The sequence below is a fragment of the Pseudomonas sp. BMW13 genome, from assembly GCF_013357275.1.
In the GTDB taxonomy this organism is placed as follows: Bacteria; Pseudomonadota; Gammaproteobacteria; order Pseudomonadales; family Pseudomonadaceae; genus Aquipseudomonas; species Aquipseudomonas khazarica.
The window spans coordinates 170,426-189,383 of record NZ_SUKD01000022.1 but is presented as its reverse complement, the minus strand read 5'-3'; the positions used below and the strand labels follow the sequence as shown (position 1 = coordinate 189,383).

Below are 18,958 nucleotides of genomic sequence, written 5' to 3'. Positions count from 1 at the left end.
AATCGTCGTTGCGAATCCGGGCAGGGCGTGGCCCCGCCCGGGCCGTTGCCCCTCAGGGCAGCGGCGGGTTGTTCCAACGCTGTACGGTGACGATCAGCTGGCCTTCACCCTTCTGGCCACCCTCCTCCAGCTCGGCGATCACCTTCAGGTTGCCGGCGTTGTTGGTCATCATCTTGCGCTGCGGGTTGGGACCAGCAGCGCCAGGGACGAACACGCCGTCCTTCTGCATCTGCCCGGCGAACTTCACGTCCTCGTCTTCCCTGGCGCGCTCATCGAAGGGCTGTACCGACCACTTGGCCGGCAGGTAGCCGATCCGGTAGGGCTGACCTTCGTCATCCCTGCCCCAGGCCTCGGCCTCGAAGCGGCCCTGCACCTTGGGCGTCGAACCACCGTTCTCGCCCACACGGGCGATGGAGAACGCGGGTACCACTTTCACTTCGGCGATGTCCTTGTACACCGCTAGGTCGACGCCCCCGAGATCGCCCAGTACGACGCTGCGACGGCCCGGCGCAGCCGTGGCTGCGGCCTTGACCCGCAACCGCACCTGCGTCGGGGTGGCCTCGAGTACCTTCACCACCTCGAGGCCCGCACCGAGCTGCGCGCTGCCCTGCAAGCCGCTGCCCACCAGGGTCAGCTCGACTTCGCTACCGGCCCTGACATAAGCCGGCTGCACAGCCAACAACCTGGCCTGGCCTTGCTGGGCGGCACTGAAGTCCAGACCACGCTCGTCATGCTCGGCATCGAACATGCGCCCTTTCATCTCGCCGTTCAGGGCCGCGAAGACCTGGCGCATGCGGGTATCACCGATCTTCACGTTGCCGCGCCATTCGTAGCCGTTGTAGAGAATGGCCGAACCGCCACCGACGAAGGGCGTGCCATCGGCGTACTGGCCGTTGACCTCGACCTTGAAGGTGTCACCCGTGTCGGCGCTCACCGTCATTACGCCACGCACATCGCCCTTGGCCAGCATGTGCCCACTGAACGCCCATTGGCCCAGCAACACCTTGGCCTCGGGTCTGGCCTTCTGCCATTCGGACCAGGCCTGGCTGTCCAGCGGGTAGCGCTTGGCCAGCTCCGGCACCATCTCCGCGAGGGCGAGATCGAGCCAGTCACGGTCACGGGCCTGCGCCTGGTACTCGAGCGACGGCCACTGCCCCAGATGGAAGTGGACGAGATGCTCCCACTCCTTGGCCGGCCGACGCTGCAGGGCGACGCGGGCCCCGGAGTGGCAACGCCCACAGGTCTGGCTCAACTGCTCGTCGAACGTCTCGACCGTGTTCAGGCGACGCTCCATGGCGTAGCGCACCCCCTCGGTTTCATCCGGGGCCAGGCCCTGCTTGTCGGCCAGGTACTTAACCAGGGTGCGGCGCTCGTCATCGGCGATGTTCAGGCCATGCATCAGTTGCATGCGCGCGATGCTCATCAGCCAGCCCTCGGGGGTCTTGCGCTGGTGGCTGATACGACTGATGGCGTCGCCGCCTTCGGGAATATGGCAGCCCACGCATTTGGACTCGAGGAGGGCTTGCCCCTCCTGCGCTGCCTGGGCCTGGGCGAGCATCAGCGAGGTCATGGCCAGAGCCAGGATGCCCGCACGCTGCCGGAGTCGAGTCGTCTTCAAGGTCAGACCTCCACGGTGTTGTTCTTATGATCCGCACCCCGAGCAGGTGCGCCTGGCCAGAGCAAATACACAATGCGTGCCACACAGGGACAAATGCATTCGCAGCAAGGACTTAGCGGTAAAACGAGGGTTTTCTGGCCGACGGGATCGAGCCTGCGGCGTCTAAATTCGCGACAGGCTGTTCCAGCTTGAGACGAACGCACCCAGGCTTCTCCGATGCGGGACGCCGAGGCCGTCCCAGGCCCGTCTCAGGCCGTCTCAATCTGCAACAGCGGGCTGCTGCGACAGAGCACGAATCTCCGAACCTTTTCTTTCCATATCAATCTCTTACCTCGCAGATCGAGCATTGGCACGAGGGTTGCGAAAGGTCACCGCGACTCCAATAAGCAGAGGTACCCCCAATGTTTGCCGACCTGCCCGTCCTGCCCCAGACCCACGCCTTCCTCAACCGCAAGCTGCAGATGCTGATCGGCGCCGAATGGTGCGACGCCATCAGCGGGGCCACCCTGGACTTTCGCAACCCGGCCACCGGCGAGATCATCGGTCAGGTGCCCTCGGCCAGTGCCGACGACGTCGACCGCGCCGTCCGCGCCGCCCGCCAGGCTTTCGATGACTCGGCCTGGAGCTGCATGCGCCCGCGCGACCGGCAGAACCTGCTGTGGCGCCTGGCCGAGCTGATGGAGCGCGATGCGCAGCAACTGGCCGAGCTGGAGTGCCTGAACAACGGCAAGAGCGCCGCCGTGGCTCAGGTCATGGACGTGCAACTGGCCATCGACTTCCTCCGCTACATGGCCGGCTGGGCCACCAAGATCGAAGGCAGCACGGTCGAACCCTCGCTGCCGCTGATGCCGGGCGAGGACTTCCATGGTTTCATCCGCCGCGAAGCCGTCGGCGTGGTGGGCGCTATCGTCGCCTGGAACTTCCCCCTGCTGCTGGCCTGCTGGAAGCTCAGCCCGGCACTAGCCACCGGCTGCACCCTGGTGCTCAAGCCTGCCGATGAAACGCCGCTGACCGCTCTCAAGCTGGCCGAGCTGGTGCTCGAGGCCGGCTACCCGGCCGGGGTGTTCAACGTGGTCACCGGCACCGGCCTCAATGCCGGCGTCGCCCTCACCCGCCATCCGGGTGTGGACAAGCTGACCTTCACCGGTTCGACCGAAGTGGGCAAGCAGATCGGCAAGGCCGCCATGGACAACATGACCCGCGTGACCCTGGAACTGGGCGGCAAGTCACCGACCATCGTCATGCCCGACGCCAACCTCGCCGAGGCCGCGGCCGGCGCTGCCAGCGCGATCTTCTTCAACCAGGGCCAGGTCTGCTGCGCCGGCTCGCGCCTGTACGTGCACCGCAAGCACTTCGACAATGTGGTCGCCGACATCGCCGGCATCGCCAACGGCATGAAACTGGGCAACGGCCTCGACCCCAGCGTGCAGATGGGCCCGCTGATCTCCGCCAGGCAGCAGGAGCGCGTCACCGGCTACATCGACCTCGGCCGCGAACTGGGTGCCACCATCGCCTGTGGTGGCGAGGGCTTCGGCCCAGGCTACTTCGTCAAGCCGACGGTGATCGTCGACGTCGACCAGCAGCATCGCCTGGTGCAGGAGGAGATCTTCGGCCCGGTGCTGGTCGCCATGCCGTTCGAGGACATCGACGAGGTCGTGCGCCTGGCCAACGACAACCCCTACGGCCTCGGCGCCAGCATCTGGTCCAACGACCTGGCCTCGGTGCACCGGATGATTCCGCGCATCAAGTCCGGCTCGGTGTGGGTCAACTGCCACAGCGCGCTCGATCCGGCCCTGCCGTTCGGCGGCTACAAGCTCTCCGGCGTTGGCCGGGAAATGGGCGCAGCCGCCATCGACCACTACACCGAGCTGAAGTCGGTGCTGATCAAGCTGTGACATGGTCCGGCCCGATCAGGGCCGGTAGCCCTGCTGCAGCAGCCAGCCCTGGACAGTCCGCCGCGATGCGGGTGCCAGAGCGGCCAGCGCAGCCTCCAGGCGCCCCGCCTGCAGGCTGCGCACGATGGGCGCCAGTGCCACGCCGTCGATGTGCCAGATACCCAGCGGCTGATCGGCCGTCAGCACCACCTCGGCCTCATCGATCAGGCCATCGTTGAGCACCGGCATGCTCGCCACCTGCAGCCGGGCGATATCGGCGTCGACATGCAGTGGCTGTGCGTCCGGCCAGCCACGCCGCGCGCGCCAGAACGCAGCATCGGCCCAGCGCGGCTCCGCCCTATAGAAGTCACGCCCGGTCCGGGCGAAACGCATGAACAGATGCTCGATGCGCTGCTGGTGAAAGCGGCAGGCCAGTTGCGTGCGTTCGGGGTGCTGCAGCAGGGTGTTGATCACCGCCGGGGCCTGCAACGCCGAGGACAGCGACTGGAACACGCCGTTGCCCGATAACGGATCGACCGCCATCGCCGCATCGCCAACGCGAATCCAGCCCGGCCCCACCACCTGCCGAGGCAGAATCGCCGTGCTGCTGCGCGCATGCACCGGCGCAGCGGCGTTGGCCGAATCGCCGAACAAGGCCTGGACCAGCGCCGATGCCTGGCGCCGCGCCGCGCAATAGGCTGGCAGCTCGTCGCGTGGGGGCAGTTCGGCGGCAGCGGCGTCCAGGGTGATCTGCCAGTAGCAACGGCCATCGGCCAGCGCCGCCATCCAGGACCAGCCATCTGCCAGGCTCTCGACGGCCGAGCCTGCACGGCCCGGCTCAGCCTGCCAGCTGCTGAGCAGACTGAGGGTCTCCGGCCCACGCAGGCGCCCTTCGCCCAGTGGTGCCTGACGTCCCCGGGCTTCCACCAGAAAGTCCGCCAGCAGCGACCGGCCATCCTCCAGCACGATCCGTTGCTGCTCGCCCTGTTGCCCGAGCTGGCGTATCCGCCCCTGCAGCAGCTCGACACCGGCGTCCGCCAGGTCGCGGCGCAGGGCCGCGTCGAACAGCGGGCGATCCAGCAGGCGCTCGTCGTTGAGTAGCTGGTCCACACCGCTCCAGCGTACCCGACGCGGCGTCGGTGGCGCCGCACTGGCCAGCGCCTGGTGCAGGCCGACCTGACGCAACCCCTCCAGCACCCGTGCGGACACCCCTTCCACCGCAGCGAAACGACGCCACTCGCTGATCACCCAGACCCGGTAGCCCAGATGCTGCAAGCCCAGCGCCACCGCGCAGCCGGCGGGTCCTGCGCCGAGCACCGCGATCCGCGGCGCGTTCACCGGCGCCGCTCCGGGCCGACATGCGCCGCCTCATGGCGCAGCCAGTCGTGCACCGCCTGCCGATCGGCGCGGCGATGCTGCGCCAGGTAGCCGGCGATCTGCCCGCTGAGCGCCGCGCAGGCCAGGCTGGCCCCGGCCAGTCCCGAAGGACCGCGAACCTGGGCGCCGAAATCGGCCTGGGCGCTGTTCAGCCAGGACCACTGTCCGGCCTGACAGCGTGCGTCGCCACTGATACGGATGACCCCGGGATAGCTGGCCGGGTAGACCGGCTCGCCCTGCGCCGGGCTGGCGGCGCAGAGGATCACGCCGGCGGCCTGCAGTTCGGCACAGGTCTCGCGCAGCACCGGGCGATCGCTGCGCAGGCCCAGGCTCAGGTTGATCAGGCGCACGTCCTGCTCCAGCAGCCAGTACAGGGCCGCCGCGATCTGCAGCGGACTGGTCTGCCAATGCCCGGCGAACACCTGGGCGCTATAGATGCAAGCCCGCTCTGCCGGTGAGGACAGCGCATCGAGCACCGCAGTGCCATGCCCCAGGGCATCGGGCAGGGGCTCGCCCTGCTCCAGCACCTCGTGCTGCAGCCAGAAGCGCCGGGCATGGCTGACGCGGGCGGCCTGATGCGGGGCGAATCCACTGTCGACGAAGCCGATGCGCAGCGTGCTGTCCATGCTCATGCCGGTTCCAGGCGCTGCAACCGGCCCTGCTGCAGACACAGGCTGAGGTCGGCCTCGCACAGTGTCGATGGCCGGTGGCTGATCAGGATGCGCGTGCGCCCGGCGAAGAGCTGGTCGATGGCGGCGATCACCTCGCGCTCGGTGGCCTCGTCCACCGCCGAGGTGGCCTCGTCGAGCACCAGGATGCGCGGCTCCTGCAGCAGCGCGCGGGCAATGGCGATGCGCTGCCGCTGGCCGCCGGAGAGCTGCTGGCCACGCTCGCCCAGCGGACTGTCCAGGCCCTGTGGCAGGCTGGCGATCAGCTCGTCCAGGCGCGCCAGCCGGGCGACCCGGTGCAGCGCTTCGCGGCTGGCGCTCGGTGCGCTGTAGGAAAGGTTTTCTGCCAGGGTGCCGCGAAACAGCACGATATCCTGGCTGACCACCGCGATGCTGCGGCGCAGGGCGAACAGGTCCAGCTCGCGCAGGTCGACGCCATCGAGCAGCACCCGGCCCTGGTCAGGATCATAGAAACGCTGCAGCAGATCGATCAGGGTCGACTTGCCCACCCCGGACGCGCCGCTGATCGCCACCTTGAGCCCCGCCGGGATCACCAGGTCGACGCCCCTCAACACTGCACCGCTGCGCTGCTCATGGCTGAAGTGCACGTCCTCCAGGCGCAGTTCCCCGCCCCCCTCGGCAAGGGGTGACGGCGCAGCGGGCTGGCGCACGCTGACCGGTTCCTGCTGCAGTTCCATGACCCGGCCGAGGCTGACGGTCATGCGCTGCAAGGCCACATACAGGCCCAGCAGGCTCTGCACCGGCCCGACGGCCATCCCCAGGTAGGTGGAGAACGCAATCAGCGCGCCCACCTGCCAGGTGCCCTGGATGACCCAGTAGCCACCGATCAGAAAGGCGCAGGCGCGTGACAACGAGGTCAGGGTGCCGGGCAGCGCGTGGGTGAAGAACTCCGTCACCTGCACCTTGAGCAACTGGCGCATGTAGCCCTGGCCCAGCCCTTCCAGGCGTGCGGACTCACGCTGCTGGGCAGCGCTGGCCTGGATGAACTTCATCGCCGGCAGGGTCTCGACCAGGAACGACGAGACATCCGCCGAGCGCTCGCGCAGGCTGCGCACCTCGCGCTCGACCTTGCGCCGCATCCAGCGCAACCAGAGAACCTCGAGGGGGATCAGCAGCGCCAGCAGCAACGACAGCTGCCAGGACAGGACCAGCATCAACGCCACCGCGCCGAGCAGGCCGATGACGCTGGAGACGGCGGAGAACAGCGAGTCCACGGCAAAACGCTGGATTTCCGCCACGTCGCCATCGAGCCGCGAAAGGATGTCGCCCAACCGCTTGCGCCCGTAGAAGGCCGGCGACAGCTGCTGCAGGTGGCGATACAGGTCATCGCGCAGAGCGAACAGGATGCGCCCGGACAAACCTGTATGCAGGTAACGATTGATACCGGACAACAGGGTACCGAGGATGCCGACCGCTACCATGGCCAGCGCCACCTGCAGCAGGCGCGGGAAGTCCCTGGCCAGCAAGCCGTCGTCGATCAGGCTCTTAGTCAGCCACGGCTGCGCCAGCACCAGCAGCGAGGCGCACAGCGACAGCCCGAGCAAGGCCGCGATGGCACGCCGGTGCGGCCTGACGAACCCGAACAGCCAGGCCAGCGATCGGCGCAGCAGTTCGGGGTCGTGGGTATCGACCAGCCGGGTCAGCAATCTGGGCATGGCCGCCCCGCTACAGCACCCGCAGCAAGGGGGTGAGCCATCATTTGCCCATCTGCTTGAGCTTGCGATACAGGGTCGCCCGGCTGATGCCCAGGGCATCGGCTGCGGCGGAGACATTGCCCTGGTGGCGCTCCAGGCTGGTGCGGATCAGCTCCATCTCGTTCTCGCGGATGCTGCCACTCTGCCGGCAGCTGCCGGTCAGTTCATCGAGCAGGCTGTCCGTGAGGTGATCCAGGCCGATCACCGTTTCGCCCTCCTCGCGCATCGCCAGCGCCGCGCGCAGGACCATTTCCAGCTGGCGGATGTTGCCCGGCCAGTCGTAGCTGCCGAGCAGCTCGGCCAGCGGCCTGTCCAGGGTCACATGTGCGGCTCCATGCCTGTGCAGCACGCTCGCCACCATCTGCTCCAGGTCGCTTCGCTCGCGCAGGGCCGGCAGGCGCAGGCTGACGCCGTTGATACGGTAGTAGAGGTCTTCACGGAAGTGCTTTTCCAGCACCAGGCGCTTGAGGTCATGGTGAGTCGCGCAGATCAGCGCCACGTCGATGTCCTGCTCTTCAGCGGCGCCCAGCGGCGCCACCTTGCGCTCCTGCAGGACGCGCAGCAGACGCGCCTGCAAGGCCAGCGGCATGTCACCGATCTCATCGAGAAACAGCGTGCCGCCCTGGGCCTGCATCAGGCGCCCGACCATGCCGCCACGCCGCGAGCCGGTGAAGGCGCCCTCGCGGTAACCGAACAGTTCGGATTCGATCAGCCCCTCGGGGATCGCGGCGCAGTTCACCGCGACGAAGGGTTTGTCCGCCCGCCGCCCCGACTGGTGCAGGGCACGGGCCACCACCTCCTTGCCGGTGCCGGTCTCGCCCAGCAACAGCACGGGCAAGTCGCTGGCCAGGCCCTGGCGCGCCATGCGCAAGGCACGTGCGTAACGGGTGTCCTGCCCGGCCAGGTCTTCCAGCGGTCGGGCAACGGCACCCGGGCGGGTACGCGGCGGCACTCCCGTACCCGGGCTGGCAGGTCGGGGAACCTGCAATGTGCGAAAGAAGAACTCGCCCTTGGCGGTCTGCACGCTGCTGATGCCACCCTGGAGCAGGCGCGCGATGAACTGCGGCGAGCGCTCGCCGATCAGCTCGCTGGCGCGACGCCCGGTGAGCGTCTCACGCGACAGCTGGAGCAACTCGCACGCCCGCTCGTTGGCAGCGAGGACCTCGCCATCCAGGCTCAGTGCCAACAGGCCATGCCAGGCGCTGCCGAGGTATTGCGGGCGGCTGTGGAAGGCCAGTACCAGGTGGTCCGGATAGCACAGGCCGAACAGCCGGCTTTCGATGTTGCCGGCCGCCAGCATCAGCATGGTCAGGCTGTCCTGGGGTTGCGCCATGATGCCTTCGCGGGTCACGTCCAGAACGCCGACGATCCGTCCCTGGGGGTCACGCAACGGCACCGAGGTGCAGGAGAAAGGGCTCAGGCGATCGAGGTAATGCTCGCCGCAGTTGATCAGCGTCGGCCGGCCCTCGACGACGGCCGTGCCGATGGCGTTGGTGCCACACAGGGTTTCGCTCCAGCAACTGCCGGGACGCAGGTCACGCAGCCCCGGTTGCTTGAGGTAGTCGTCAGGGCCTTCGATGGCCAGGACATTGGCCTGGGCATCACCCAGTATCACCAGGCCAGCGCGCCCCTGCTGCGTCACCAGGTACTCCATCTCCGGAGTCGCGGCATCGATGAGCATGCGATTGTCGTCGAGCAGCAAGCGCAGGTCGTGGAAGAAATCGCTGCGCTCGCCCTCCAGGCAGTCGAGCCCATGGCCCAGGCTGCGCCGCCACGACGCGTCGATCTCTTCGCGCAGTACGCCTGGCGGAAGCTGGCCGTCGGCGACCAGGCGCAGGCGAGCCTGTCGTGAATCCTTGAGTGGGTCTGTCTGGAAGCTCTGCGCCATATCTCGCTCCAACTCGGCAGCCTCGTGCACCGGTAAAGGTCTACACCCAGGACTCGAGCCCGTAAAGGGTGCCTGCCCTGGCAAGCACAAGTGATGCCACTCTCGGGCCCCTCGGGGGTGTTGACAGGAAGATTCGCACAAGCTTACGTTAACGTAAAGGTAAACGAGACAGCCCCATGCCCACGACTTTTTCGATCTCCGATCTGGCCCGCGAGCTGGACGTCACCACCCGCGCCATCCGCTTCTATGAAGAGCAAGGCATGCTCAGTCCCGAGCGGCGCGGCCAGGAGCGCATCTACTCGCCCAAGGACCTGGTCGCCCTGAAGCTGATCCTGCGGGGCAAGCGCATCGGTTTCTCGCTGGCCGAGTGCAAGGAACTGATCGACCTCTACGACCCCAGCGGCGGCAACCGCAAGCAGCTGGAAACCTTCATGAACAAGATCGCCGCCCGCCGCGCCCAGCTCGAGCAGCAGCTGCTCGACATCCAGCAGATGCAGCTCGAACTGGATACCGCGGAGGAACGCTGTCTGGCGGCACTCGCCGAGACGAACAGCTGATCCCCTTTCAACAAATACAAGACACAGGTGGAACCATGAGCTACCCAACCCTGAATTTCGGCCTCGGCGAGACCATCGACATGCTGCGCGATGCCGTGCACCACTTCGCCCAGGTGGAGCTGGCCCCGCGCGCCGCACAGATCGACCGCGACAACGAGTTCCCCATGGACATGTGGCGCAAGTTCGGCGACATGGGCCTGCTCGGCATGACCGTCGACGAGCAGTACGGCGGCACCAACATGGGTTACCTGGCCCACGTCGTGGCGATGGAAGAGATCAGCCGTGCATCGGCCTCCGTCGGCCTGTCCTACGGCGCGCACTCCAACCTGTGCGTCAACCAGATCCACAAGAACGGCAGCCACGAGCAGAAGCTCAAGTACCTGCCCGGCCTGTGCTCCGGCGAACATGTCGGTGCCCTGGCCATGAGCGAGCCCAATGCCGGCTCCGACGTGGTGTCGATGAAGCTGCGCGCCGAGAAGCGCGGCGACCGCTACGTGCTCAACGGCAACAAGATGTGGATCACCAACGGTCCGGATGCCCACACTTACGTGATCTACGCCAAGACCGACGTCAACGCCGGCTCGCGCGGCATGACCGCGTTCATCGTCGAGCGCGACTTCAAGGGCTTCTCCCGTCACCAGAAACTGGACAAGCTGGGCATGCGCGGTTCCAACACCTGTGAGCTGCTGTTCGAGGACTGCGAAGTGCCGGAGGAGAACGTGCTCGGCGCCGAGGGCGGTGGCGTGCGCGTGCTGATGAGCGGCCTGGACTACGAACGTACCGTGCTGTCCGGCGGGCCGACCGGGATCATGAGCGCCTGCATGGACGTGGTGCTGCCCTACGTGCACGAGCGCCAGCAGTTCAAGCAGTCGATCGGCGAATTCCAGCTGGTGCAGGGCAAGCTGGCCGACATGTACGCCGGCATGAACGCCTCCAAGTCCTACCTGTACAACGTCGCCCGCGCCTGTGACCGTGGCGAGGAATCACGCAAGGACGCCGCCGCGGTGATCCTCTACACCGCCGAGATGGCCACCAGGATGGCGCTGGACACCATCCAGCTGCTCGGCGGCAACGGCTACACCAACGAGTACCCGGCCGGCCGCCTGCTGCGTGACGCCAAGCTCTACGAGATCGGCGCCGGCACCAGCGAAATCCGCCGCATGCTGATCGGCCGCGAGCTGTTCAACGAAACAAAATAACCCTCAAACAACGCGGACAGTCCCCTCTCCCACTTGTGGGAGAGGGTTAGGGAGAGGGCCGGAGGTGCTAGCACCACCCTCTCCCCCAGCCCCTCTCCCGTGAACGGGAGAGGGGAGCTAAAGCCTGCAATTCGGAGTGCGCCAATGGCCATCCTGCACACCCAGATCAACACCCGCTCGCCGGAGTTCGCCGCCAACCAGGCCGCCATGCTCGCCCAGGTGGACGACCTGCGCGCCCTGCTCGCCCGCGTTCAGCAGGGCGGCGGAACCAAGGCGCAGGAGCGCCATACCGCGCGCGGCAAGCTGCTGCCGCGCGAACGCATCAACCGCCTGCTCGATGCCGGCTCGCCCTTCCTCGAGATCGGCCAGCTCGCCGCCCATGACGTCTACGGCGAGGACGTGCCGGCAGCCGGGGTGATCGCCGGCATCGGCCGTGTAGAGGGCGTGGAATGCATGATCGTGGCCAACGACGCCACGGTGAAAGGCGGCTCCTACTACCCACTGACGGTGAAGAAGCACCTGCGCGCCCAGGCCATCGCCCGCGAGAACCGCCTGCCGTGCATCTACCTGGTGGACTCCGGCGGCGCCAACCTGCCGCGCCAGGACGAGGTATTCCCGGATCGCGAGCACTTCGGCCGCATCTTCTTCAACCAGGCCAACATGAGCGCCCTGGGCATCCCGCAGATCGCCGTGGTGATGGGCTCCTGCACCGCTGGCGGCGCCTATGTGCCGGCGATGAGCGACGAGACCATCATGGTCCGCGAGCAGGCCACCATCTTCCTCGCCGGCCCGCCACTGGTGAAAGCGGCCACCGGCGAGGTGGTCAGCGCCGAAGAACTGGGCGGCGCCGACGTGCACTGCAAGACCAGCGGCGTTGCCGACCACTATGCCGAGGACGACGAACACGCCCTGGCCCTGGCCCGGCGCAGCATCGCCAACCTGAACTGGCGCAAGCTCGGCCAGTTGGACAGCCGTGCGCCCATCGCCCCTCGCCATGCGGCCGAGGAGCTGTACGGGGTGATTCCGGCCGATGCCAAGCAGCCGTTCGACGTGCGCGAAGTCATCGCCCGTATCGTCGACGACTCGCAGCTGGATGAGTTCAAGGCGTTGTTCGGCACCACGCTGGTGTGCGGCTTCGCCCGCATCAACGGCTACCCGGTGGCGATCCTGGCGAACAACGGCATTCTCTTCGCCGAATCGGCGCAGAAAGGCGCGCACTTCGTCGAGCTGGCCTGCCAGCGCGGCATCCCGCTGCTGTTCCTGCAGAACATCACCGGCTTCATGGTCGGCAAGAAGTACGAGGAAGGCGGCATCGCCAAGCATGGCGCCAAGCTGGTCACCGCCGTGGCCTGTGCCCAGGTGCCGAAGTTCACCGTGATCATCGGCGGCAGCTTCGGCGCCGGCAACTACGGCATGTGCGGCCGCGCCTACGACCCACGCTTCCTGTGGATGTGGCCCAACGCGCGCATCGGCGTGATGGGCGCGCAACAGGCCGCTGGCGTGCTGGTGCAGGTCAAGCGCGAACAGGCGCAACGCGCCGGGCAGCCTTTCGGCGATGACGAGGAACAGCGCCTGAAGCAGCCCATCGTCGAACAGTACGAGCACCAGGCGCACGCCTTCTACTCCAGTGCCCGGTTGTGGGACGACGGCGTGATCGACCCGGCGCAGACCCGCGACGTGCTGGCCCTGGCGCTGTCCGCCAGCCTCAATGCGCCGATCGAGCCGACCCGTTTCGGCGTGTTCCGCATGTAAAGCAGCCGGTAGGAGCCCGCTTGCGGGCGATCAGCAGCATCGCCGGCAAGCCGGCTCCTACACCGCAGATCTGAGAGCGACGAGATATGACCGACTTCACCACCGTACAGCTTGAAACCGATACACGCGGCTTCGCCACCCTGTGGCTGAACCGGGCGGAAAAGAACAACGCCTTCAACGCCGAGATGATTCGCGAGCTGATCCTCGCCCTCGATGCCGTGGGCGAAGACAAGAGCCTGCGCTTCCTCCTCCTGCGTGGCCGCGGCAAGCACTTCTCGGCCGGCGCCGACCTGGCCTGGATGCAGCAAGCGGCCGGGCTCGACTACAACGCCAACCTGAATGACGCGCGCGAGCTGGCAGAGCTGATGTACAACCTTGCCGCACTGAAGATTCCCACCCTCGCCGTGGTGCAGGGGGCGGCGTTCGGCGGCGCGGTGGGCCTGGCCAGTTGCTGCGACCTGGCCATCGGCAGCGAGGATGCGCTGTTCTCCCTCTCCGAAGTGCGCATCGGCCTGGCCCCGGCGGTGATCAGCCCGTTCGTGGTGCAGGCCATCGGCGAGCGCGCGGCCAGGCGCTATGCCCTGACTGCCGAGCGTTTCGACGGCCAGCGCGCCCGCGAACTGGGCCTGCTCGCCGAGTGCTACCCCGCTGATGAACTGGAGGCGCAGGTCGATGCCTGGGTCGCCAACCTGCTGCTGAACAGCCCGCAGGCCATGCGCGCCAGCAAGGACCTGCTGCGCGAAGTGGCCAGCGGTGAGCTGACCCCGGCCCTGCGTCGCTACACCGAGAATGCCATCGCCCGGATCCGCATCAGCCCCGAGGGCCAGGAAGGACTCCGAGCCTTCCTGGAAAAACGCACGCCCGCCTGGCAGGAGCCGCAAGCATGAAGCCCACCCATATCGATACCCTGCTGGTCGCCAACCGGGGCGAGATCGCCTGCCGGGTGATGCGCACGGCCAAGGCCATGGGCATCCGCACCGTGGCCGTGCACAGCGCCATCGACGCCGAGGCACGGCATGTCCGGGAAGCCGACATGGCGGTCGATCTCGGCGGCGCCAAGCCCGCCGACAGCTACCTGCTGATCGACCGGATCATCGCCGCCGCCAAGGCCAGCGGTGCCCAGGCCATTCACCCCGGCTATGGCTTCCTCTCGGAGAATGCCGGTTTTGCCCAGGCCATCGAGCAGGCCGGGTTGGTCTTTCTCGGCCCGCCCGCCTCGGCCATCGAGGCGATGGGCAGCAAGTCGGCCGCCAAGTCGCTGATGGAAGCGGCCGGCGTGCCGCTGGTGCCCGGCTACCATGGCGACAAGCAGGACCTCGAGACCTTCCGCGAGGCCGCCGCACGCATCGGCTACCCGGTGCTGCTCAAGGCGGCTGCCGGCGGCGGCGGCAAGGGCATGAAGGTCGCCGAGTCGGAGGCGCAACTGGGCGAAACCCTGGCATCCGCCCAGCGCGAGGCGCAGTCGGCCTTCGGCGATTCGCGCATGCTGGTGGAGAAGTACGTGCTCAAACCCCGCCATGTGGAAATCCAGGTCTTCGCCGACCGACATGGCAACTGCCTGTACCTCAACGAACGCGACTGCTCGATCCAGCGGCGCCATCAGAAGGTGGTCGAGGAAGCCCCCGCCCCCGGCCTGAGCACCGAATTGCGGCGTGCCATGGGCGAGGCAGCGGTCAAGGCCGCGCAGGCCATCGGCTATGTCGGTGCAGGTACGGTGGAGTTCCTGCTCGACGAGCGCGGCGAATTCTTCTTCATGGAAATGAACACGCGCCTGCAGGTCGAGCACCCGGTCACCGAGGCCATCACCGGCCTCGACCTGGTGGCCTGGCAGATTCGTGTCGCCCGTGGCGAGCCACTGCCGATCAGCCAGCAACAGGTGCCGCTGAACGGCCACGCCATCGAGGTGCGCTTGTATGCCGAAGACCCGGATCATGACTTCCTGCCGGCCACCGGCACCCTGGCGCTCTACCGCGAAGGCGCGGCCGGCGACGGTCGCCGCTTCGACAGCGGCGTGGCCGAGGGCGACAGCGTTTCGCCCTTCTACGATCCCATGCTGGGCAAGCTGATCGCCTGGGGCGAGGATCGCGAACAGGCACGCCTGCGCCTGCTGGCCATGCTCGACGAAACCCTGGTCGGCGGCGTCAGGACCAACCTCGCATTCCTGCGCCGCATCCTCTCCCATCCGGCGTTCGCCGCCTGCGAACTGGATACCGGCTTCATCCCCCGCCACCAGCAGCAACTGCTGCCCAGCCCCGGCGAGCTGCCGGAGCGTTTCTGGCAGCTCGCCGCCGACGCCTGGGTGCAGACCGAAGCGGCCCTGCAGCGTACCGACGACAGCCACTCGCCCTGGGCCACCCGCAGTGGCTGGCGCAGCGCCGGGGCGGCAGAAGTCGACCTGCACCTGAGCTGCCAGGGCACAAACCGCAAGGTGCGCGCCGGCAACCAGGCGCATTTCGATGACGACACCCTGCAGGCGGATATCGAGGGCACGCGCCAGCGCCTGCGCTGCATTCGCCGTGGCGATACCCTCTACCTGCAATGGCATGGCGAGTTGCACTCCATCACCCGCTTCGACCCCATCGCGGCAGCCGAGGCCAGCCATGCCCAGCACGGCGGCCTGGGCGCGCCCATGAACGGCAGCATCGTCCGTGTGCTGGTCGAGGCCGGCCAGATGGTCGAGGCAGGCACCGCCCTGGTGGTGCTGGAGGCGATGAAGATGGAGCACAGCATCCGCGCACCCGAAGCTGGCACGGTCAAGGCACTGTATTGCTGCGAAGGGGAAATGGTCAGCGAAGGCGCAGTGCTGGTGGAACTCGACTCGTAGGGTGGATCACGCTGCATCGATCCACCATAAGGGCACCCACCCGCATCGCGGTGGACATGAAAGGCGATGTCCACCCTACGCACGGATTGAACGCGAACCGCAGGGTGGATCACGCTGCATCGATCCACCATAAAGGCACCCACCCATATCGAGGTGGACATGAAAGGCGATGTCCACCCTACGCACGGATTGAACGCGAACCGTAGGGTGGATCACGCTGTATCGATCCACCATAAAGGCACCCACCCATATCGAGGTGGACATGAAAAGCGATGTCCACCCTACGCACGGATTGAACGCGAACCGTAAGGTGGATCACGCTGTATCGATCCACCACAAGGGCACCCACCCGCATCGAGGTGGATATGAAAGGCGATGTCCACCCTACGCACGGATTGAACGCGAACCGTAGGGTGGATCACGCTGTATCGATCCACCACAAGGGCACCCACCCGTATCGAGGTGGACATGCAAAACGATGTCCACTCCATGCGTTACAACCGGATACCGACGAGGAAAACCGATGAACCTGCCCAACTCCGTGCGCCTGGTCGAAGTCGGCCCGCGCGACGGCCTGCAGAACGAGAAACAGCCGATCAGCGTCGCCGACAAGGTGCGCCTGGTCGATGACCTGAGCGCCGCCGGCCTGCGCTACATCGAAGTCGGCAGCTTCGTCTCGCCCAAATGGGTGCCACAGATGGCCGGCTCCGCCGAGGTGTTCAGCGGCATCCAGCGCCGGCCAGGCATCACCTATGCGGCGCTCACCCCCAACCTCAAGGGCTTCGAGGCCGCGCTGGAGGCGAAGGTGGAGGAAGTGGCGGTGTTCGCCGCGGCCAGCGAAGCCTTCTCGCAGAAGAACATCAACTGCTCCATCGCCGACAGCCTGCAGCGCTTCGTGCCGCTGCTGGAGGCGGCCAAGGCCGCCAAGGTGCGCGTGCGTGGCTACGTCTCCTGCGTGCTGGGCTGCCCCTACGACGGCGACGTCGCCCCGCAGCAGGTTGCCGCAGTGGCACGCGAGCTTCATGCCATGGGCTGCTACGAGGTTTCGCTGGGCGATACCATCGGCACCGGCACCGCCGGCAAGACCCGCGCGCTGCTCGACGTGGTCAGCCGCGACGTTCCGCGTGAGCGGCTGGCCGGGCACTTCCATGACACCTACGGTCAGGCCCTGGCCAACATCTACGCCAGCCTGCTCGAAGGCATCAGCGTGTTCGACAGCTCGGTCGCCGGGCTCGGCGGCTGCCCCTACGCCAAGGGCGCCACTGGCAACGTCGCCAGCGAGGATGTGCTCTACCTGCTGCAGGGCCTGGGCATCGACACCGGCGTGGACATGGACAGGTTGATCGCCGCTGGCCAGCGCATCTGCCAGGTACTGGGCAAGGCCAACGGTTCACGCGTGGCACGCGCGCGCCTGAGTCACTAGCGCCGGGAGACGATGAGGCCCGGCGGTCGAGCTAAGCTGAAGGCTGAGCACGACGACCACGAGGACTCATCATGCCGCAACCTCTGTGGAGACCCTGCGCCGAACGTGTCGCGGCCAGCCGCATGGAAGCCCTGCGCCACTTCGTCAACGACCGCCATGCCCTGCAGCTGGCCGACTACCCCGCCCTGCACGCCTGGAGCGTCGCGCAGCGCGCGGCGTTCTGGCAGGCCATCGCCGATGTCTTCGACGTTCGCTGGCACGCCCGCGCCGAGTGCGTGTTGCACGAAGGCCCGGCCATGCCGGATGCGCAGTGGTTTCCCGGCGCCACCCTGAACTTCGCCGAGCACCTGCTGCGCCGCCGCGACGGCCACCCGGCGCTGGTGGCCGTGAGCGAAGACGGTCGCCGCGAGCAGCTCAGCTACGTGCAACTGGCCGCGCATGTCGCCGGCCTGCAACGCAGCCTGCGCGATGCCGGCGTCGGTGTCGGCGACCGGGTGGCGGCGTTCATGCCCAATACCTGGCAAACGGTGGTAGGCATGCTGGCCAGCGCCAGCCTGGGCGCCACCTGGTCAAGCTGCTCGCCCGACTTCGGCACCCAGGGTGTGATCGACCGCTTCGGCCAGATCGAGCCCAAGGTGCTGATCGCCGCTGCCGGCTACCGTTATGCCGGCAAGGACCTGGACCTGACCACCAAGCTGGGCGAGATTCTCGAACGACTGCCCAGCCTGGAGCAGCTGCTGATCGTGCCGTACACGCGCCTGCAGGCCAGCCCCGAGGATTACAGGTCATCCGCGCAGGTCAGCCTGTGGCAGGACTTCTACCAGCCCGGCGGCGCGCCGCAGTTCGTCCCGCTCGCCTTCTCCCAGCCGCTGTACATCCTCTACTCCAGCGGCACCACCGGCGTGCCCAAGTGCATCGTCCATGGCGTCGGTGGCACGCTCCTGCAGCACCTCAAGGAGCTGGGCCTGCATACCGACCTGGGCGCCGACGACACCCTGTTCTACTACACCACCTGCGGCTGGATGATGTGGAACTGGCTGGTATCCGGCCTGGCACTGGGCGCCACCCTGGTGCTCTACGACGGATCGCCGCTGCACCCCGAGCCCACCCGCCTGATCGACCTGATCGACGCCGAGGGCATCTCCGTGTTCGGCAGCAGCGCCAAGTTCATCGCCGCGCTGGAGAAGGCCGGCGTCAAACCACGGGAAAGCCATCGCCTGACGACACTCAGGACCCTGCTGTCCACCGGCTCGCCGCTGGCGCACGAGAGCTTCGACTACGTCTATCGCGACGTGAAGCGTGATGTCTGCCTGTCCTCGATTTCCGGTGGCACCGACATCGTCTCCTGCTTCGCCCTGGGCAACCCGACCCTGCCGGTATGGCGCGGCGAACTGCAGTGCAAGGGCCTGGGCATGGACGTGCAGGTATGGGACGAGGACGCCCGGCCGCTGCATGGCGCCAAGGGCGAGCTGGTCTGCGCCCGGCACTTTCCGTCGATGCCGCTCGGCTTCTGGAACGATGCCGATGGCGAAAGATTCCGCTCGGCCTACTTCACCACCTTCCCCGGCGTCTGGGCGCACGGCGACTACGCCGAGGAGACCGCGCACGGCGGCCTGATCATCCACGGTCGCTCCGATGCCGTACTCAACCCCGGCGGGGTGCGCATCGGCACCGCGGAAATCTACCGCCAGGTGGAAAAGGTACCGAGCGTGCTGGAGTCCATCGCCATCGGTCAGGAGTGGGATGGCGATGTGCGCGTCGTGCTGTTCGTGCGCCTGCGCGATGGCGCGACCCTGGACGACGCCCTGCGTGACGAGATTCGCCAGGTGATCCGCGCCAACACCACACCACGCCACGTACCGGCGCGAATCGTTCAGGTCGCTGACATTCCCCGCACCATCAGCGGCAAGATCGTCGAACTGGCCGTGCGCAATGTCGTTCATGGGCTTCCGGTGAAGAACACCGATGCGCTGGCCAACCCCCAGGCACTGGAGCTGTATCGCGATCTGGCGCAGCTGCAGAACTGAAATCCCGCATCAGTCTGCAACGCGCAGCACGGCGCG

General features: G+C 67.1%; 13 protein-coding genes. 8 read left to right on the top strand and 5 right to left on the bottom strand.

What is annotated here, in order from left to right; all coding sequences use genetic code 11:
* Positions 1 to 52: 52 nt before the first annotated feature.
* The gene (peaA, locus tag E4487_RS17580; RefSeq protein ID WP_175253982.1) at positions 53 to 1,618 is read right to left on the bottom strand and encodes a quinohemoprotein amine dehydrogenase subunit alpha; all 1,566 of its coding nucleotides are present in this window, start codon (positions 1,616 to 1,618) and stop codon (positions 53 to 55) included.
* Between the two features lie 401 nt (positions 1,619 to 2,019).
* On the opposite strand from peaA, the gene E4487_RS17575 reads away from it, so the two are divergent.
* Positions 2,020 to 3,513, top strand: a complete 1,494-nt coding sequence (locus tag E4487_RS17575) for an aldehyde dehydrogenase (RefSeq protein WP_175253981.1) — start codon at positions 2,020 to 2,022, stop codon at positions 3,511 to 3,513.
* A 15-nt stretch (positions 3,514 to 3,528) separates the two neighbouring features.
* On the opposite strand, the gene E4487_RS17570 is transcribed toward E4487_RS17575, so the two are convergent.
* The 4 genes from E4487_RS17570 to E4487_RS17555 are packed head-to-tail and all read right to left on the bottom strand — an operon-like array spanning position 3,529 to position 9,140.
* On the bottom strand, positions 3,529 to 4,830 hold the full coding sequence (locus E4487_RS17570) for a lycopene cyclase family protein (protein ID WP_175253980.1): 1,302 nt from the start codon (positions 4,828 to 4,830) through the stop codon (positions 3,529 to 3,531).
* Positions 4,827 to 5,495: a S8 family serine peptidase gene (locus E4487_RS17565; protein ID WP_175254020.1), complete on the bottom strand. Its 669-nt coding sequence runs from the start codon at positions 5,493 to 5,495 to the stop codon at positions 4,827 to 4,829. The genes E4487_RS17570 and E4487_RS17565 overlap by 4 nt, the downstream gene beginning before the upstream one ends.
* A gap of 2 nt (positions 5,496 to 5,497) precedes the next feature.
* A complete protein-coding gene (locus E4487_RS17560; protein WP_175253979.1) occupies positions 5,498 to 7,213 on the bottom strand; it encodes an ABC transporter ATP-binding protein in 1,716 nt (571 codons plus the stop codon).
* Between the two features lie 40 nt (positions 7,214 to 7,253).
* Positions 7,254 to 9,140, bottom strand: a complete 1,887-nt coding sequence (locus E4487_RS17555; protein WP_134676706.1) for a sigma-54-dependent Fis family transcriptional regulator — start codon at positions 9,138 to 9,140, stop codon at positions 7,254 to 7,256.
* Between the two features lie 176 nt (positions 9,141 to 9,316).
* Here E4487_RS17555 and E4487_RS17550 point away from each other — a divergent pair, with 176 nt between their 5' ends.
* The 7 genes from E4487_RS17550 (at position 9,317) to E4487_RS17520 (ending at position 18,922) form a co-directional block, all read left to right on the top strand.
* Positions 9,317 to 9,697 (top strand): MerR family DNA-binding transcriptional regulator, encoded by a 381-nt coding sequence (locus E4487_RS17550; RefSeq protein WP_037047828.1) that lies wholly within the window; start codon positions 9,317 to 9,319, stop codon positions 9,695 to 9,697.
* 35 nt (positions 9,698 to 9,732) lie between these two features.
* Positions 9,733 to 10,896 (top strand): isovaleryl-CoA dehydrogenase, encoded by a 1,164-nt coding sequence (locus E4487_RS17545; RefSeq protein WP_037047830.1) that lies wholly within the window; start codon positions 9,733 to 9,735, stop codon positions 10,894 to 10,896.
* A gap of 144 nt (positions 10,897 to 11,040) precedes the next feature.
* Entirely contained in the window at positions 11,041 to 12,648 is a 1,608-nt protein-coding gene (locus E4487_RS17540; protein WP_150609853.1) for a carboxyl transferase domain-containing protein, read from the top strand.
* An 86-nt stretch (positions 12,649 to 12,734) separates the two neighbouring features.
* Positions 12,735 to 13,535, top strand: coding sequence for a gamma-carboxygeranoyl-CoA hydratase (locus E4487_RS17535; RefSeq protein WP_175253978.1), 801 nt, complete (start codon positions 12,735 to 12,737; stop codon positions 13,533 to 13,535).
* Complete coding sequence (locus E4487_RS17530) at positions 13,532 to 15,472, top strand: acetyl/propionyl/methylcrotonyl-CoA carboxylase subunit alpha (protein WP_175253977.1); 1,941 nt, start codon at positions 13,532 to 13,534, stop codon at positions 15,470 to 15,472. Before E4487_RS17535 ends, E4487_RS17530 begins: the two co-directional genes overlap by 4 nt.
* A gap of 523 nt (positions 15,473 to 15,995) precedes the next feature.
* Positions 15,996 to 16,895: a hydroxymethylglutaryl-CoA lyase gene (locus E4487_RS17525; RefSeq protein ID WP_175253976.1), complete on the top strand. Its 900-nt coding sequence runs from the start codon at positions 15,996 to 15,998 to the stop codon at positions 16,893 to 16,895.
* A gap of 71 nt (positions 16,896 to 16,966) precedes the next feature.
* The gene (locus E4487_RS17520) at positions 16,967 to 18,922 is read left to right on the top strand and encodes an acetoacetate--CoA ligase (RefSeq protein WP_175253975.1); all 1,956 of its coding nucleotides are present in this window, start codon (positions 16,967 to 16,969) and stop codon (positions 18,920 to 18,922) included.
* Positions 18,923 to 18,958: the final 36 nt, after the last annotated feature.

Coding starts and splice junctions, on each gene's coding strand:
- E4487_RS17535 (WP_175253978.1), top strand. CDS start 12,735: ATGACCGACTTCACCACCGTACAGCTTGAAACCGATACACGCGGCTTC.
- E4487_RS17560 (WP_175253979.1), bottom strand. CDS start 7,213: ATGCCCAGATTGCTGACCCGGCTGGTCGATACCCACGACCCCGAACTG.
- E4487_RS17565 (WP_175254020.1), bottom strand. CDS start 5,495: ATGGACAGCACGCTGCGCATCGGCTTCGTCGACAGTGGATTCGCCCCG.
- E4487_RS17540 (WP_150609853.1), top strand. CDS start 11,041: ATGGCCATCCTGCACACCCAGATCAACACCCGCTCGCCGGAGTTCGCC.
- E4487_RS17550 (WP_037047828.1), top strand. CDS start 9,317: ATGCCCACGACTTTTTCGATCTCCGATCTGGCCCGCGAGCTGGACGTC.
- E4487_RS17555 (WP_134676706.1), bottom strand. CDS start 9,140: ATGGCGCAGAGCTTCCAGACAGACCCACTCAAGGATTCACGACAGGCT.
- E4487_RS17545 (WP_037047830.1), top strand. CDS start 9,733: ATGAGCTACCCAACCCTGAATTTCGGCCTCGGCGAGACCATCGACATG.
- E4487_RS17530 (WP_175253977.1), top strand. CDS start 13,532: ATGAAGCCCACCCATATCGATACCCTGCTGGTCGCCAACCGGGGCGAG.
- E4487_RS17575 (WP_175253981.1), top strand. CDS start 2,020: ATGTTTGCCGACCTGCCCGTCCTGCCCCAGACCCACGCCTTCCTCAAC.
- E4487_RS17525 (WP_175253976.1), top strand. CDS start 15,996: ATGAACCTGCCCAACTCCGTGCGCCTGGTCGAAGTCGGCCCGCGCGAC.
- E4487_RS17520 (WP_175253975.1), top strand. CDS start 16,967: ATGCCGCAACCTCTGTGGAGACCCTGCGCCGAACGTGTCGCGGCCAGC.